13 protein-coding genes are annotated in these 15,325 nt (G+C 64.7%); 5 read left to right on the top strand and 8 right to left on the bottom strand.

Going from position 1 to position 15,325, the window contains the following annotated elements; genetic code table 11:
• Positions 1 to 66: 66 nt before the first annotated feature.
• Positions 67 to 2,034 carry a DEAD/DEAH box helicase gene (locus tag GDN70_RS15780; RefSeq protein WP_097668556.1) on the bottom strand — a complete coding sequence of 656 codons (1,968 nt, stop codon included), beginning with the start codon at positions 2,032 to 2,034 and terminating at the stop codon, positions 67 to 69.
• A 284-nt stretch (positions 2,035 to 2,318) separates the two neighbouring features.
• Between GDN70_RS15780 and GDN70_RS15775 the strand changes: the two genes are divergently transcribed.
• Both GDN70_RS15775 and GDN70_RS15770 read left to right on the top strand, forming a co-directional pair.
• Entirely contained in the window at positions 2,319 to 3,059 is a 741-nt protein-coding gene (locus GDN70_RS15775; RefSeq protein WP_038972397.1) for a metallophosphoesterase, read from the top strand.
• Positions 3,060 to 3,181: 122 nt separating this feature from the next.
• Positions 3,182 to 3,535, top strand: coding sequence for a cupin domain-containing protein (locus GDN70_RS15770; RefSeq protein ID WP_152102753.1), 354 nt, complete (start codon positions 3,182 to 3,184; stop codon positions 3,533 to 3,535).
• Positions 3,536 to 3,556: 21 nt separating this feature from the next.
• Here GDN70_RS15770 and GDN70_RS15765 read toward each other — a convergent pair whose 3' ends face one another.
• The 4 genes from GDN70_RS15765 to GDN70_RS15750 form a co-directional block, all read right to left on the bottom strand.
• Entirely contained in the window at positions 3,557 to 4,069 is a 513-nt protein-coding gene (locus tag GDN70_RS15765) for a hypothetical protein (protein ID WP_038972398.1), read from the bottom strand.
• Between the two features lie 108 nt (positions 4,070 to 4,177).
• Positions 4,178 to 4,606 (bottom strand): VOC family protein, encoded by a 429-nt coding sequence (locus GDN70_RS15760; protein ID WP_152102752.1) that lies wholly within the window; start codon positions 4,604 to 4,606, stop codon positions 4,178 to 4,180.
• Positions 4,607 to 4,712: 106 nt separating this feature from the next.
• Entirely contained in the window at positions 4,713 to 5,195 is a 483-nt protein-coding gene (locus GDN70_RS15755; RefSeq protein ID WP_152102751.1) for a DUF5680 domain-containing protein, read from the bottom strand.
• A gap of 3 nt (positions 5,196 to 5,198) precedes the next feature.
• A complete protein-coding gene (locus GDN70_RS15750; protein ID WP_152102750.1) occupies positions 5,199 to 6,350 on the bottom strand; it encodes a zinc-binding dehydrogenase in 1,152 nt (383 codons plus the stop codon).
• A gap of 520 nt (positions 6,351 to 6,870) precedes the next feature.
• Between GDN70_RS15750 and GDN70_RS15745 the strand changes: the two genes are divergently transcribed.
• The 3 genes from GDN70_RS15745 to GDN70_RS15735 all read left to right on the top strand — a co-directional run bounded on the left by GDN70_RS15745 (position 6,871) and on the right by GDN70_RS15735 (position 9,763).
• The gene (locus tag GDN70_RS15745; RefSeq protein WP_173015946.1) at positions 6,871 to 8,061 is read left to right on the top strand and encodes an MFS transporter; all 1,191 of its coding nucleotides are present in this window, start codon (positions 6,871 to 6,873) and stop codon (positions 8,059 to 8,061) included.
• Between the two features lie 135 nt (positions 8,062 to 8,196).
• On the top strand, positions 8,197 to 8,808 hold the full coding sequence (locus GDN70_RS15740; protein ID WP_026202686.1) for a PilZ domain-containing protein: 612 nt from the start codon (positions 8,197 to 8,199) through the stop codon (positions 8,806 to 8,808).
• Between the two features lie 331 nt (positions 8,809 to 9,139).
• Positions 9,140 to 9,763, top strand: coding sequence for a transglutaminase-like cysteine peptidase (locus GDN70_RS15735; RefSeq protein WP_028141141.1), 624 nt, complete (start codon positions 9,140 to 9,142; stop codon positions 9,761 to 9,763).
• A 118-nt stretch (positions 9,764 to 9,881) separates the two neighbouring features.
• On the opposite strand, the gene GDN70_RS15730 is transcribed toward GDN70_RS15735, so the two are convergent.
• The 3 genes from GDN70_RS15730 to GDN70_RS15720 form a co-directional block, all read right to left on the bottom strand.
• The gene (locus tag GDN70_RS15730) at positions 9,882 to 11,639 is read right to left on the bottom strand and encodes a CYTH and CHAD domain-containing protein (RefSeq protein ID WP_152102749.1); all 1,758 of its coding nucleotides are present in this window, start codon (positions 11,637 to 11,639) and stop codon (positions 9,882 to 9,884) included.
• Between the two features lie 464 nt (positions 11,640 to 12,103).
• Positions 12,104 to 13,462 (bottom strand): amidohydrolase family protein, encoded by a 1,359-nt coding sequence (locus GDN70_RS15725; RefSeq protein WP_371731587.1) that lies wholly within the window; start codon positions 13,460 to 13,462, stop codon positions 12,104 to 12,106.
• 238 nt (positions 13,463 to 13,700) lie between these two features.
• Positions 13,701 to 15,248, bottom strand: coding sequence for an FAD-dependent oxidoreductase (locus GDN70_RS15720; protein WP_028141144.1), 1,548 nt, complete (start codon positions 15,246 to 15,248; stop codon positions 13,701 to 13,703).
• Between the last annotated feature and the right edge of the window lie 77 nt (positions 15,249 to 15,325).

Genomic DNA, 15,325 nt, shown 5'->3' with positions numbered 1-15,325 from the left:
CTTCTCAGATGATGTCGCCGGTGCAACCCGGCGGCATCATTGTCGTCTGCGCTGAACGGTGCCGGTTCAGCCGCGATGCTTTTTCTTCTTCGGCTTCTTTCCAGGCGCGCCCTTCGCGGGCCACGGCGTGACCGACGGCTCTGCGTGACCCGGCTTGTTCTTGTGCTTCTTGCCGAAGGACGGAGCATCGGCGAATTTCGGCCCGCGCTCGCCCTGCGGCTTGCTGCGCGGCTTGAATTCACTCTTGTCGCGTGGACGATCCTCGCGACGTTCCCGATGATCGCTGTCGCGGCTCTCGCGCCGGGGCGGGTGTGACCGCTCCTCCGCAGGCGCCTGTTGCTGCGGCGCGCCCGCCATCGGCTCGAGGCGGATATTGTCTTCCTTGTCCGGACGCTTGATCTTGACCGCGAAAGACTCCGCGACCCGCTCGGAAATCTCGAACTCGGTCGTGGTGTCCATGATCTTGATGGCGCCGATATCGCCCTTGTCGATGCCGCCGCGACGGCAGATCATCGGCAGCAGCCAGCGCGCTTCCGCATTCTTGCGTCGTCCGATGTTGGCGCGGAACCAGACGCTGGCCTCTCCCATGCCGTGACGCGGCGAGGATTTGCCTGATTTCGATCGCGGCCCCGCAGGGCGATCGTCGCCGCGTGAGGTGCGGCCATCGTCGCGCGGCGTGCGAACATTGTCCCGACCGCGATCATCGCGCGGCCGGCCGCTGCGCTCGCCGGGATCGAGGATGTCCTCGGGCGACGGCAGCCGCGCGCGATAAAGCCGCGCCAAGGCAGCTGCGATATCCTCGGCCGACCGCTCGGCCAGCAGCGCCTGGGCCAGCACCAGATCGTCCGCCGTCGTCTCCTCGGTGAACAGCACGTCCTTCATGCGCTCATGGTCGAGCTTGCGGATTTCGTCCGCCTGCGGCGCCGTGCCCCAGTCGGCATCGACACCTGCGAGATTGAGCAGCAGCTCTGCGCGACGCCGGCGGGCGGGCGGCACCAGCAGGACGCTGGTCCCCTTGCGTCCGGCGCGCCCGGTTCGGCCCGAGCGGTGCTGCATCACCTCGGCGTCGTTGGGCAGGTCGGCATGAATGACGAGGTCGAGGCTCGGCAGGTCGATACCGCGGGCGGCAACGTCGGTGGCGACGCAAACGCGCGCGCGGCCGTCACGCAGCGACTGCAACGCCATGGTCCGTTCGTTCTGCGTCAATTCACCCGACAGAGCGACGACGGAAAATCCACGCTCCAGGAGCGCCGCCTGCAAATGCCTGACGTGATCGCGCGTGCTGCAAAACACCAGCGCGCTCGGCGCCTCGTAGAAGCGCAGCACGTTGACGACCGCATGCTCGGCATCGGCGGGTGCGATCCGGATGGCGCGGTACTCGATATCGGCATGACCGCCTTCGTCGCCGGCGACTTCGATCCGGAACGCCTGCTGCTGATATTGCTTGGCGAGCGCGACGATGCCGCGCGGAAAGGTCGCCGAGAACAGCAGGGTGCGGCGCGTCTCCGGCGTGGTCTCGAGGATGAACTCCATGTCCTCGCGAAAGCCGAGATTGAGCATCTCGTCGGCCTCGTCGAGGACGACCGCTTTCAATTCCGAGATGTCGAGACGGCCGCGGCGCAAATGATCGCATAGCCGGCCGGGCGTGCCGACGACGATGTGAGCGCCCGCGGCAAGCTCGCGCTGCTCGCGGCGCGGATCCATGCCGCCGACGCAGGAGACGACGCGTGTCTCCGCATGCTGGTAGATCCAGGCGAGTTCGCGCTGAACCTGCATCGCGAGCTCGCGGGTCGGCGCCACGATCAGGGCGAGCGGTGCGGCCGCCCGCTCGAACCGCTCGGCATCGCCGAGCAGATCCTTGGCCATGGCGAGGCCATAAGCGAGGGTCTTGCCGGAGCCGGTCTGGGCCGAAACCAGCAGGTCGCGGCCGGCGGCTTCGTCCGCGAGCACGGCGAGCTGAACGGGGGTCGGTGAATCATAGTTCCGCTCGGCCAAAGCGCGGGCGAGCGGCGGGGTCAGGGCCGGAAAAGACACGGGATGGAGAACCTTGGTTAATTCAGGCGCGCAAACGGTGAGCCGAGGGGCCTGAGCTCGCGTGCGCGGCAAACGGCCCGGCCGCACGCTGGATTTGATCTGGGTGCTCTTTACGCCAAGAGTTCGGAAATCACCATGCCAATGATGCATGGCTTCGCGAAAAGAGCCGCGCCTCAGAGGTTGCAGCGGATTTTTGCGGCCACCTTGATTAACATCGGCGCAACGGGGTCCGGCGGCAAGGCAAATGGGCCGAGATCGAACCGAGTTAGAGGGGGAGCGCAACGATGCGATTGGGAGTCATTTCCGACATCCACGGCAACCTTGCTGCGTTGGAGGCCGTGCTGGCCGACATCAAGGCGCGTGGCGTCGATTGCACCGTGAACCTCGGCGATTGCGTCACCAGCCCTTTGTGGCCGAAAGAGACTTTCGAAGCCCTGCAATCGCTGGCGTTGCCGACCGTGCGCGGAAACCATGACCGCTGGATCGAGGAGTTTCCGGACGACAAACTCTCGCCGGCAGGCCTGTTTGCGCGTCGCGCATTGACTGCGGAGCAACGACGCGCGCTCCATGGCCTGCCCTCGCAAATTCGTCTCGACGACGGGATCCTCGCCTGCCACGGCACGCCCGACAACGATACGGCGTGCCTGCTGGAAGAATCGCTCGACGACGGCCGCTTTGTCCCGGCACGCCGCGAGGTGCTGGCGACGCGCCTCGCAAGCGAGCCGACGGCGCGCGTGGTGCTGTGTGGCCATAGCCACCGCCAGGCCGCGGTTCAGGGACCGGGCGACTGCCTGGTTCTCAATCCGGGAAGCGTTGGTTGCCCCGTCTTCGCGGACATTCCGTTTGCCGCAAACCTGGAGCACCGCTCGCCTCACGCCCGCTATGCGATCCTCACGAAGAAAAAGAGGGGCTGGCAGGTCGAGCTGCTGGCCCTCGAATATGATTGGGACGCCGCATCGGCGCGCGCGCTGGCCAACAACCGCCCCGAATGGGCGCAGGCCATGTTGACCGGATGCGTCAAATAGCCGGCTGCGGCGAGATCTCGGACCGCATCGGTACGGCAAGATCGACCGGTCAACGAGGACGGTCTTGTCGCACCCGCCCCGCGATCCCAAATCGTGCCTCACGAGAGAGCAACGGAGAAAACATGACAGGTAGCATATCGCTCGCCGACAAGCTGGCGACCTTTGAGGATCATTGGTCGCCGCGCACGGTCACGACCTTCAACGATTGCGACGTGATGGTGGTGAAGGTGAAGGGCGAGTTCACCTGGCACAGGCACGAGGACACCGATGATTTCTTTCTCGTCCTGAAGGGCAATCTGGACATCGAGTTGCGGGATCGCACGGTGACGCTTGGTCCGGGCGAACTCTACGTCGTGCCCAAAGGCGTCGAGCATCGCCCGGTGGCGCGCGAGGAGGTTCATCTCCTGCTCATCGAGCCGACCGGCACGCCGAATACCGGGGACAAGGCAACCGCAGCAAAGCGCAAGGTCGCATAGCGCGCAGCGCGCCTGCGCGGTCTAATCCCTGGAGGCCGCCAGTCCGCTGAAGCTGCCGACCAGCCTGGCTCTCACGCGCGCAACAGCGTCCTTGACCGCACGGGCCAGCGCCCGGATGGCGCGCCAAGCTTCGGTCGCCTGCAGCCACGCCTTCGCCCCGGCGTATTTTCCGTAAGCCCATGCAAAGGCGCGAATTCGCATCAGCTTGTCGCGTGTGAGATGAAACAAGCGCTCGACCAGCACCAGCTTGAGCAATTCGCCGACAATGAACGTTACCGCGCCGCTCAGGAACTGACCGGTTGCGGTGAGATAAGCAGCGACCGGCTTGACCGGCTCCAGAACGATGACGGGCACGGAGAACAGAGCGAGCGACGCATAAGGCGACAGCGATCTGATCCAGGTGCGCAAACGCCTGAATTCGAAATGCCGTCCGACCCAGCGCGCTATTGGCCGCGCCACGGCCATGAAGACAGCATCCACCACGAAGTAGATGGCAGCTAGCACGTAAGTGACGGGTTTCAGGATTCGCTTCACGATCGCTCTCCTGGGAACTGAAAGCCGCAACCTGGACCTAAGTTTCACCGCGGCGTGAATAAGTCGGGGATTTCCGGTGGAACTTTTCGGGCGACGGGACGGTAACCGCTAAATCTCGGCATAGATCTCCAGAAGATTGCCGTCGGGGTCGCGGAAGAACAGCGTGCGATGCCCGAACGACTGGTTGGTCGGCGGCGACACCAGCGCGACACCCTGCCGAACGAGTTCGTCGGCGCATGCATCGACCTCGGCCGCGGAGACCTTGAACGCCAGCTGCAGCGAAGCACTGCCCGGCGGCGTCGGCGCATCGGCGGCGGTTCGGCTCGGTCGCGCCAGCGCCAGCGTGTTGCTGCCCAAGCCAAACTCGATCCGGTTCGGCGACAGCTCGCGCAGCAGGGGAAAGGCGAGGATGTTCTCATAGAAGCGGCGCATCGCCGCCATGTCGCGCACGAAGATGACGGTGTAGTCGATCGCGCGGATGGCGTTGAAGGGGGAGGAGGCGCGTGGGGTTCGGTCGGGTGTCTGTTCGTTTGTCATCGCGTCCTTCATTCCGTAATTCCGTCTCGTTGCCCGCATGGAGCAAAACGGAAAGCAGGGCCGGTGTCCCCGGATGTCGCTTCGCTCGTCCGGGCTACGGGATCGTCTATCGCAGCAAGCCGCCACTGAAGCGCAGCTCATACAACTGCGTGCCATCCTGCCGCGCAATCGTCTCGACCCCATGAAAACGATCGAGCGCGCCTTCGACCTCGTTGCGGTAGAGCATCCCCGCCTGTTCGAACCGGCGCGGTCCGCGGTATGGCTGCTCGACGCTCACAGCCAGCAGCGCGTGACGCAGGAATTTGTAGATCGCGAGGAAAGTGTCCCGGTCCGTGATCTCGGCACGGGCGCCACCGCTGTAACTCATCGACGAGATGACGCGGTCGTCCCGGGAGACGGTCTCCTGCCCGACGAAAAATCCCATCCCGAAATAGATATCGCGATAAGCGTAAGGCGGCGCGCGATGCTCGAGCTGTTTTGAGCCGGCGAGCAGCGGCGCGGCCACCGTCGCGTCGTCGTCGAGGCCGGCATAGGTGCGCCGCTTGGCCTCGACCAGGAACGCCGCGAGATCGTGCGGGATCGACGGCATCTTCTATTCCACCAATTCGGGCCACGGCACGATGGTCGACTTCACCGTCTTCATCGCCATGGCGTCCTTCACCGCCTGCGCGACGCCTTCCTCCGTGAACGGATAGATCGTCTGCATCTTCAGCCAGGGATATTTGCCCGCCGTGCGATAGAGCATGTCGACGCCGAGCGGCAGGTCATTGCCGGTGAAGCCCCAGGACCCGAGCACGTTGAGGTCCTTGGTGCAGATGCGGTGCCACGAGGTGTCGATCGAGCCGGCATCGGTGAACTGGCCCATCTCGACATAGGTGCCGCCGTCGCGCAGCATCTCGATGCCTTCGGGGCCGGCGGTGGGGTGCCCCGAGCAGTCCATCACCAGATCAGCCCCGAAGCCGCCGACGATCTCGCGCACACGCGCGATGCGCTCCTGCGGCGATCTGATCTCCTCGATGTTCACGGTCGCCTGCGCGCCGAACTCGCGCGCCAGCTTGAGCCGCGGCTCCTCGGGCGCACCGACGCAGATCACGCGCCCTGCCCCCATCTCCTTCGCAGCCGCGACCGCGAGAATGCCGATCGGGCCCGATCCCTGGATCACCACCGTGTCGCCCCAGGAAAAACCACCGGCGCGGCTGGCGCGGTTGAAGGCGCGGATGCAGGAGGTCAGCGGCTCGGAGAGAGCACCGAGGCGCAGCGACATGTCGTCGGGCAATTTGTAGATCTTGGTGCCCGGCAGCATCTCGAGATCGACATAGACATATTCGGCCCAGCCGCCCCACATGTGCGGCGCCTTGTCGAAGCCGAGATAGCGGCCGTAATAGACCGGCGTCAGGCACTTGTTGGCCGTTTGCGGATAATGGATGCAGTAATAGCAATGGCCGCAGGGCATCAGCGGCGGGATCATCACTTTTGATCCGACCTTGAGCGGCTTGCTCATGAAGTCCTCGGTGAACTCCTCGCCGCATTCGACGATGACACCGCCGAGCTCGTGGCCGAGCGTGAAAGGCCAGGGCAGCGGCTTCGGCCAATGTCCCTTGAGGATATGCAGATCAGTGCCGCAGACCCCGCAGGCGCCGACCTTGATCAACGCGGCCTTGCGGCCGACCTTCGGCCACGGCACGGTGCGGATGACGGGCTCGGAGCCCGGCCCTGCATGGGTGCAGACGCGGATGGATTCCATGGCTATTTCCTCGATGCCCGCTTGTTATGATTGATGGTGCGGGCTGAGGCGAAGCGTATGTGAGATGCGTGCGTGTGCCAAGATGCAGGAATTCGTAGCCCTCATGAGCGACTTGTCCGCCGTAGCTCGGAGAGCGAAGGCGGAAGCGACATGCGGGATCAGCGGCCCCGGAAATCGCTGCGCTCATGCGGGCTACGGGGCTGCTACCAGCTCAGCCGTCATCCTGAGGTGCGAGACGTGCGGCGCGTAGCGCCCCGCGGGGAGCCTCGAAGGATGGCTCCGGGAGCTTGCGGCTCATCCTTCGAGGCGCGCAAGAGCGCGCACCTCCGGCGACAACCGCTTCGCGGTTGCGCAGGGATGATGATTGAGTGTGCTGCGACAGTGCATGGCTGATCTTCGTGAGCGTCCAAGTCTTGAGCGCATACCTGCGAGCGTGTAGGGACGAATTGAATCCCACCCAGGTGCCCCCTTGAACCCCCTCCCCCAAAATCCCGTGGCTGCGTCCGGCTCGTTCGCGGCGATGAAGTCGGTGCCGTACCGGCTGCAGTTCACCGCCTATGTGCTGGCGATGATGGCTGACAATATCGAGCATGTGATCAGCTATTGGGTCGTGTTCCAGAAATTCCATTCGCCGGCGCTGGCGGGTTTTGCCGTGCTGTCGCACTGGTTGCCGTTCCTGCTGTTCTCGGTCGCCGTCGGCGGGCTTGCCGACCGGTTCGATCCGCGCCGCATCATCCAGTGCGGCATGCTGCTGTTCATCGTGGCATCGAGCGGATGGGGTTTCTTCTTCATCACCGACACGATCCAGATGTGGCACGCGATGCTGCTGCTGGTGATCCACGGCTGCGCCGGCGTGCTGTGGCAGACGCCGAACCAGCTGCTGCTCTACGACCTCGTCGGCCCCGCCGACCTGCCGAGCGCGGTGCGGCTGAACGCGATGGCGCGCTATCTCGGCATCCTGGTCGGGCCTGCCGTCGGCGGAATCATCATGCTGACGCTCGGCACCTCGCACGGCATCATCTTCAACACGCTGTTCTATCTGCCGATGCTGCTCTGGCTGTTCTGGGCGCCTGTGCGCGACAACAGCGTGGCGGTGCGGCGCTTTGCCGTGCGCGGCCTTGCCGACATCGTGCTGACCATCCGCGCCATCGGCACCCAGCCAACCCTGACGGCGATGACCTGGCTTGCCGGCCTCACCTCCTTCATGATCGGCAATGCCTACCACGCCCAGATGCCGGGCTTTGCCGGCGATCTCGGTCATGGCGATCCCGGCGTCTCCTACAGCGTGCTGCTCGCGGCGGATGCGGCCGGCGCGGTGCTCGCCGCTATCGCGCTGGAATCCTGGGGACGGCTCAAGGGCACGCCGCGCACCGCGATTATGCTCGCGATGCTCTGGAGCGCGGCGCTGCTCGGCTTCGCCACAGTGCGCATCTATCCGGTTGCGATCGTGCTGCTGTTCTTCGCCGGCTTCTTCGAGCTGTCGTTCAACACCATGGCGCAGGCCCTGGTGCAGGTGAATGCCCCGCACGACATTCGCGGCCGCGTCGTCGGTCTTTATAATATGGCGGGGCTCGGGATGCGGGCGTTCAGCGGCATCACCGTCGGGCTGTTTGGCGCGGCGATCGGCATTCACTGGTCGCTCGGGCTGTCCGCCGCGGTGCTGCTGGCGCTGCTGCTCCTGCTGCAGCGGCGGGCGACGAGGCCGGCGTGAGCACCCCTCCGGGTGTGGCTTTCCGAACGCATTGTGTCTGTCCGTTTCCGCCGCGCCCGATCCTAACGCGGCATTAACCCTATGCACCTTAGGGTCGTCCCGGACTCCGCCCGGGCGGGGGGTCGGGTGTTGAAAATGGCGTTGGCGAACAAAAAATTTCTTCCTGCCGCCGAAGAGCGTCGGCGTTTCCAGCGGGTGAAGGTGCACCTGCTCGGCCGCTACATGCTGCCGGACCGCCGCGAATTCCCCTGCCAGGTGATCAACATGTCGCCGGGCGGCCTGGCGCTGCTCGCCCCCGGCATCGGCAATGTCGGCGACCGCGTCGTCGCCTATCTCGACCATATCGGCCGCGTCGAGGGCAAGATCACCCGCATCATCGACAATGGCTTCGCCATGACGATCGGGGCGACACCCCGAAAGCGCGACAAGCTCGCCGCGCAGCTGACCTGGCTTGCCAACCGCGACATCCTCAATCTGCCGGAGGACCGCCGCCACGACCGTATCGTGCCGCGCAACCCGATCGCGGTGCTGACGCTCGAGGACGGCACGAAGATGACCTGCCGCATCATCGACCTTTCCTTGTCCGGTGCCGCCATTGCCGCGGAGAACCGGCCGCCGCTGAAATCGACGGTCATGCTCGGCCGGGTCCAGGGCCGCGTGGTCCGAAACCTCGAAGACGGCTTCGCGCTGGAGTTCGTCCACGCGCAGCCGATCGAGACACTCGAAGAGAGCGTTACCGCGCGGTAAAGCGCAAGGACGCCAAAACCCCTGTATTTTCAGCCCCGAAGGCGGCCTCCGCAATGCGGACGCCGCCTTTTTCATGCGTGATGGCCGACCTCGCGCCGGTTAACGCGCGGCCCGTTTGGAGTGGAAACGGCCGTCCCCGCCAGCGTTTCCGCGTTAATCGATAAAATTTGAATCAATTGCGGTTGTTTCAAATTTTATGAGAATTCGATTCAAGTATAGATCGAATTCGCCGCGCCTTTTACTTGTATTCGTCTCGACTTGACTTGGTTGACTTAGCGGCAACTCAAAAGCTCCGTGCGAAATGTGGTCCCAACAAGAAACGGGGGCCGCAATGTTTGACTTCAAGGGACAGGGGAAAGGGCTGGCGCTGGCTGCCATGCTCTTCGGGATCAGCGCGGCAGCGCAGGCCGGCGAGAGCCGTCTGCTTTACGCAAGCCTCGGTGACACCACGCGTGCGCCGATCGGCTGGGTCGAGTTCTGTGCGGACAATACCGCCCAGTGCCAGGGCACGCCGGCACAGCCGCGCGACATCGTGATGTCGCAGGCCGCATGGCGTGACCTCGTCAAGGTCAATCGCTGGGTCAACGAGACCGTCAAGCCTTTGACCGACCAGGAGCACTGGGGCGTGATCGAGAAATGGTCGCTGCCGACCGACGGTTACGGCGACTGCGAAGACTACGTGTTGTTGAAGCGCAAGATGCTGATCGATGCCGGATGGCCGCGCCAGGCTCTGCTGATCACCGTCGTGCGCGACAAGAAGGGCGAAGGACACGCGGTGCTGACGGTGAAGACCGACAAGGGCGAGTTCGTTCTCGACAATCAGAACGAGAACGTCGTTGCCTGGACGGAAACCGGCTACCGCTTCGTCAAGCGCCAGTCGCAGAGCGATCCCAACGTCTGGGTCTCGCTGGGCGATACCAAGCCGGCGGTCTCCACCGCCAGCGCCAGAGATTAAGAACGAGACAAGGAGTTACGCGACCCGGTCACATCCCCACCCCTCCCCGTCCCAGACCGGTTCGCGCGCGGCCAGCCATCCCCCAATGGCTGGCCGCAACTTTTTGGGGGATGCGTGATCAGTCCTGTGAGGACCAAGGCACGCGCGCGGCGGTGAAATCGCGCCAGGTGCCTTGCAAGGCCGGCTTGATGCCGATCGATGCACGCGCCTGCCAGCCGGCGATCGCGGCGCCGGCGATGGCGCTGTCGGGATCGGCTCCGAGCCCGTCGAGCAGCGAAGCCGTGACCGCCATGTCGTTGTAGGCGCCGAGCTCCTCCTGCAAACCGGCCAGCCTGCGGGCAAATTTCCTCGCGGACTTGCGATCCGCAAACAGCGGCAGCAGGAACTCGCTGAGATAACGCAGCCGTTTGGTCGCGAGCCGCACCCGGTGCAGCTCGTCCATCGTGAGCGACTTGAAGCGGCGGCCGCGCTTGAGCACCTTGGCGTATTGCTCCGACAGAATGCGCTGGGCGAAGTTGACGGCGGGCTCGGCGAGCCGGCCGAAATCTTCGGCGGCGACGTGGTTGCGCCAGCCCCGTGTCTCGATCCAGTTGCCGAGGCCGATCAGGAACATGGCGCAGCGGCGATCGTCGAGCGCCTGATGCGCCTTGCGATAGGCCTCGGACTGGCGCTCGGCCGCAGCCCGGCCGAGCGCATCGAAGCCGGCGATTGAAGGGCAAGCCTTCGCGATCGTCGGCAGGGTCTCGAGCTGGAACACATCCCAGTCGCGTGCGGCGGACAGGTCTTGCGCCAGCCAGCGCGCTTCCGACCTCAATGCGTCGAGATTGCTCAGCGCGCCGACCGAGCGCATCAGGTCGAGCGCCGATCGAATCCGGCGCAGCGAGACACGCAGCTGATGCACGCCTTCCGGATTGCGCCCGTCCTCGGCCGCCGGCAGCGACTGAAGCAGATGAAGGAAGCACGAGCGCAGGATCGTCGCGAAGGCTTCGTCGAGCGTCACCGACGGATCGAGACGAAGTTTTCGCGGGCGTCGTGCCGAGGGCGGCACGCCCGCGGCAAGGTCGAAGCCGCGCGCCGACTTGCTGCGGATGGACGGCTTCACCGCGCCGTGCTCCGCAAGCCGCAACGCGACCTCGTAGATCGTGCTCGCGCTGCCGCTCTTGAGCTCCAGCTCGATCTCGCTTACCGGCAGCGATCGATCACTCGCCGTGAGCACGCCATGGTCGAAGGCGATCTCGACCGTGCCGGACGGCAGGTCGATCATCCGCGCGTGGCGATGGACATCAGCGGTGAAGATAGCTTCGAGCGGCTGCGCTTCGAGATGGCTGCGAAGCTTCTCTGGAATGAACGGCATCGCCAGAGCGAGATCGGGCGCAAGCGAGGCCACGCTCGCCTCCCACTCGCCGCGGCGCAGCGGATCGTCCGCCACGTCGGTCTTCACGGTCTGCACGAAGCGCGCGCCGCTCTGGCGAACGCGCAGGCTCAGGCCGTTGCGCCGAAGCATCCGATCGGGCGTATCATAGTAGACGGATTTGAGGTGTTTTCGCGAGCCCTTGTTGCGCGCATTCGCCGCAATGACCGGCGCGGCGTTGAAATGCGCCATGCGATCGGCATCGACGAGCAGCTTGAGCTCGATCTCGCCGGGGTGCGCGGCAAGGCTCGACCGAGTTGGTTCCGGAGCAGGCGGGGCATCTTGCGATGGCGTCTGATCACTCACAGCGCCCTCGACGATCGCAGGTTCCGCGCCGGGCTCGGCCGGTTCAATCTGCCTGAGGAAGCCGGCGACGACTTGCGTCCTGTTGTTGTCCTTCGGGACAGGATTCCCGTCCGGCGCACTCGGGGTTTTGCGAGCCGGGGTTGCGTCTGATTTCAGCATTTACGGTGACATGACAGTTCAATGACAGAGCGACAGCATATAGCGGGAGCGGCCCGCGAGGAATAGTCACGTTATGCAGCAGTGCGTGATCATCGACACGACGCAGACGCAGGAATCCGGCAACGCTTGTCACAATCCGGCGTGCCAATACGAGCTAAACTGCCCTGAGCGCAGCAAATGATCGATTCGACGAGCGAAATTCGCTGCTCTCGAAACCGAAATGAACGCGCCAGCGAGTTTGACCCATGCTAGCCGAGAAATTCTTTCTGGTTCTGGAGACGCTGAGAAGCCATGCCCCCGATGACAGGCCTGCAATTGTGACAAGCCCTGGGCGGCCTGCCGCGGTTCCGGAGATCGCGGCCGGTTCGCAGCGCAACAGGCCGGTAGCGGAGGATCGCCCCTAGGAGCGATCCCGCCACCTCATGTCTGGCAGGCGCGCAAGATGTGATCGACGCGCGCGCTTGTCAGCGTGCGAGGATGTTCTTGTAGACCTTGCCGCCCTTCATGATCACCACAAAATTCTTCGCGGGATCTTCGACGAGCTTGATGTTGTCGAGCGGATTGCCGTCGACCAGAAGGAGATCGGCGAACGCGCCCTCCTCGACCACGCCGAGCTTGCCCGGATAGGGATTTCGCGGACCCGACAGGCTCAGCAATTCGGCATTGGCCGACGTCGCCATCGCCAACGCTTCGGCCGATGTGTACCAGCGCGTGAGTGCGGCCAGCATGGCGCCCTGTCGATCCGCCAGCGCCTGCGAGAACAGGACGTCGGTGCCCCACGCGGTCTTGATGCCGTACTTCTTCGCGAGCGCATAGACGCGGTCGGTTCCGGCAACCACCTGTTTCATCTTGTCCTGCTCGGCGGGGCCGAGCGCGGCGGCACCGGAGATATCCAGGAACGGTTGCGTGCTCAACCAGATCCCCTTCTCCGCAATCAGCTTGGCGCTCGCCTCGTCCATGAGATGACCATGCTCGATGCATCTGACGCCGGCTGCGACCGAGCGCTGGATCGCGACCGGCGTATAGGCGTGCGTAGCAACATAGGTGCCCCAATTGTCGGCGGCTTCGACCGCCGCGCGCAGCTCGGGCTCGGTGAAGGTGGAGACGTCGAGCGGACTGAAGGGCGATGCAACGCCGCCGCCTGCGGTGAGCTTGACCTGCGAGGCCCCCTGCATGAGCTGCTCGCGCGCACGCACACGCACCTCATCCGGACTGTCGGCCACCATGCTGCCGCCGATCCGCTCCATGCGGCTCAGCATGCCGCCGATCGTTCGCGGCAGATCGGAGAGCTGGCGGAAGTCGCCGTGCCCGCTGGTGATGGTGATCATGGCGCCGGAGGGATAGATGCGCGGGCCGGCGACCAGGTCCTCGTCGATGGCCTGCTTGAGGCCGAAGCTCGGCCCGCCCATGTCGCGCACGGTGGTGAAGCCGCGCATCAGCGTGGCCGTCGCCTCGCTGGCGGCGAGCAGGTTGTTGTAGCCGACATCGCCCGCGAGCACGGCCATCGGCGTCGGGCGCACCAGCATCGCGTGCCAATGCGCATCGATCAGTCCCGGCATCAGGACACGGCCGCCGCCGTCGACCACCTGACCGGCGGCCGCGATGTCCGCGGTCGAAATCTTCTCGATCTTCCCATTTCTGACGAGGACGTTGGACGCGGCTGACAGCGCGGCGCTCTTGCCGTCGAATATCCGGACGTTGCGAAACAGGACGACGGAGTCCTGCTGGGCCTTTGCCGAGGAGGCGCTGCCGAGGATCGTTACAACGGCCGCAAGCAGCGTGGCGATTCCGGACACTCTGGCCGGCATCCTCAAACCCGACATGGCCGGCCTCCGCTAGGTGCAGGGCTACGCGAGGGGTGATGGCAGGCACGCAACGTCTCGGCGCCAGTTGACGCCGACGTCTGGCCTCCGTCAACTGGCCACCACAGCGGCAAATATGCAGTCCTGCCATCTACATTGATGAGAGGTCGCCGAGATCGGCTCCAATTTGAATCAAACAGATATCGCCGTTGTGCGAAATCAGGGAACGCGCCCAGCGCGTCCGCAAGGACTGCACGCCTCACTCTGCGGCTTCAAGATTGGCGGGTTTGTCGATGTCGCCGAGCGGAGACACCGCAGGGCCGTTGAGCGCGGTGCCATCCGGGGCGAATTGCGAACCGTGACACGGGCAATCCCAACATTGCTCGAGCGCATTCCAGTGCACGACGCAGCCGAGATGGGTGCAGCTTGCCGAATGCAGATGCAAATGTCCGTTCCGGTCCCGGCACGCCGCGATCTTCTTCAGGCCGCTCCGGACGAGGCGCCCCTCCCCGGGGCGCAGACGTTCGACGCCCGCGATCTCGCTCGCCGTCAGATACTCCGCGAAATTCTTCAGCGGCGTGATGTTCTCGCTGATGAACTCGCCGATGTTTTTCTGAATCTTGCGTGCCGGGGCGTAGACTTCCTCCCACGGGCTCGCCCCGGTCATGACGAGATCTGCAATCAGCATGCCCGCCACCAGCCCGTTCGTGATGCCCTGTCCGGAGTCACCACTGACGATGAAGAGATGCTCCTCGCCGGGGCTGCGGCCAATGAAGCCGACGAAATCGCTCGGCTCCAGCACCTGACCTGACCATCGGTGAGTGACCCCGCGCAGCGCCGGCAATCGCTCGCGCGCCCAGCGCTCGAGCGCGGCAAGGCGCTGTGCGCCGTCGTCCGCTTCACCGGATTTGTGATCTTCGCCGCCGATGATGACGAGATCCTCCTCCGCAGAGAGCGGCTGAAGCCTGACATAGTGATAGGGATCGAGCGTGTCCCAATACAGCGCATCCTTGAGCGCGCCGGCCGGGATTTTGGCGGCGAGCGCATAAGTGCGGTAAGGCGCCTGCTTGGTATGGATCGCGACCTGCACATTGACCGGCGAGTTCGTCGCGACGACCACGTCGGCGGCGCGGACCTCGTAGCCCGAGCCGGTCGTCACGATCATGTCGCCACGCGCTTGACGGATGCTTTCAACGCAGGTGTCGGCGTAGAGCTGCGCCCCGCGGCGCTGAAGTGCGCCGGCCAGTCCGGCAAGATATCTGGTCGGGTGCAGGCGCGCCTGGCGGGCAAAGCGCAACGAGCGCACGAGACCTCCAGAATGGAATACGGTCGGCTCGGCGCAATTTTCGACGGGAATCCCGAGCTTGCGACAGCAATCCAATTCTGTATCCAGCTCGGATGCAGGCGTTTCGGGCGCCTGCACCCAGTAGCCGTCGACACGCCGAAAATCACAATCGATGTGCTCATCGCGCTGAATGGCCTCGGCGCGGGCGATTGCGGCTTCGACGCTCTGATAATAGTGCCGCGCACAATCTGGGCCGCGGACCCTGACCAATTCGCCGTAGCCATCGTCGAGCGCCGTCGCCAGATGCGCCGTGGTGCGCGCCGTCATCCCGCTACCAATGCCGCCGCGATCGAGCACCGCGACGGAGCGTCCATGGCAGGCCAGTTCATAAGCCACGGACAGCCCGGCTATTCCAGAGCCGATGATAACGACGTCCACGGCCACGGTGCGCGACAGCGCGGGGGCATCCGCGACCGAAACATCCATCCAGAGCGATCGCGTGTACTCGTCCCGTACGTTCATGACGCTGCTCCTTCGAAAAGAACAACGATGCGGCAGAATGTGGGTTCCTGCCCACCCTGCGCAGCGCAAACGCCATC

The organism is Bradyrhizobium sp. TM102 (assembly GCF_009176685.1).
In the GTDB taxonomy this organism is placed as follows: Bacteria; Pseudomonadota; Alphaproteobacteria; order Rhizobiales; family Xanthobacteraceae; genus Bradyrhizobium; species Bradyrhizobium ottawaense.
This window is presented reverse-complemented; position numbering and strand designations above follow the sequence as displayed.

Excerpts from the sequence above, each read along its gene's own strand:
- GDN70_RS15775 (WP_038972397.1), top strand. The coding sequence starts at position 2,319 with ATGCGATTGGGAGTCATTTCCGACATCCACGGCAACCTTGCTGCGTTG.
- GDN70_RS15770 (WP_152102753.1), top strand. The coding sequence starts at position 3,182 with ATGACAGGTAGCATATCGCTCGCCGACAAGCTGGCGACCTTTGAGGAT.
- GDN70_RS15760 (WP_152102752.1), bottom strand. The coding sequence starts at position 4,606 with ATGACAAACGAACAGACACCCGACCGAACCCCACGCGCCTCCTCCCCC.
- GDN70_RS15755 (WP_152102751.1), bottom strand. The coding sequence starts at position 5,195 with ATGCCGTCGATCCCGCACGATCTCGCGGCGTTCCTGGTCGAGGCCAAG.
- GDN70_RS15750 (WP_152102750.1), bottom strand. The coding sequence starts at position 6,350 with ATGGAATCCATCCGCGTCTGCACCCATGCAGGGCCGGGCTCCGAGCCC.
- GDN70_RS15745 (WP_173015946.1), top strand. The coding sequence starts at position 6,871 with ATGAAGTCGGTGCCGTACCGGCTGCAGTTCACCGCCTATGTGCTGGCG.
- GDN70_RS15740 (WP_026202686.1), top strand. The coding sequence starts at position 8,197 with ATGGCGTTGGCGAACAAAAAATTTCTTCCTGCCGCCGAAGAGCGTCGG.
- GDN70_RS15735 (WP_028141141.1), top strand. The coding sequence starts at position 9,140 with ATGTTTGACTTCAAGGGACAGGGGAAAGGGCTGGCGCTGGCTGCCATG.
- GDN70_RS15730 (WP_152102749.1), bottom strand. The coding sequence starts at position 11,639 with ATGCTGAAATCAGACGCAACCCCGGCTCGCAAAACCCCGAGTGCGCCG.
- GDN70_RS15725 (WP_371731587.1), bottom strand. The coding sequence starts at position 13,462 with ATGTCGGGTTTGAGGATGCCGGCCAGAGTGTCCGGAATCGCCACGCTG.
- GDN70_RS15720 (WP_028141144.1), bottom strand. The coding sequence starts at position 15,248 with ATGAACGTACGGGACGAGTACACGCGATCGCTCTGGATGGATGTTTCG.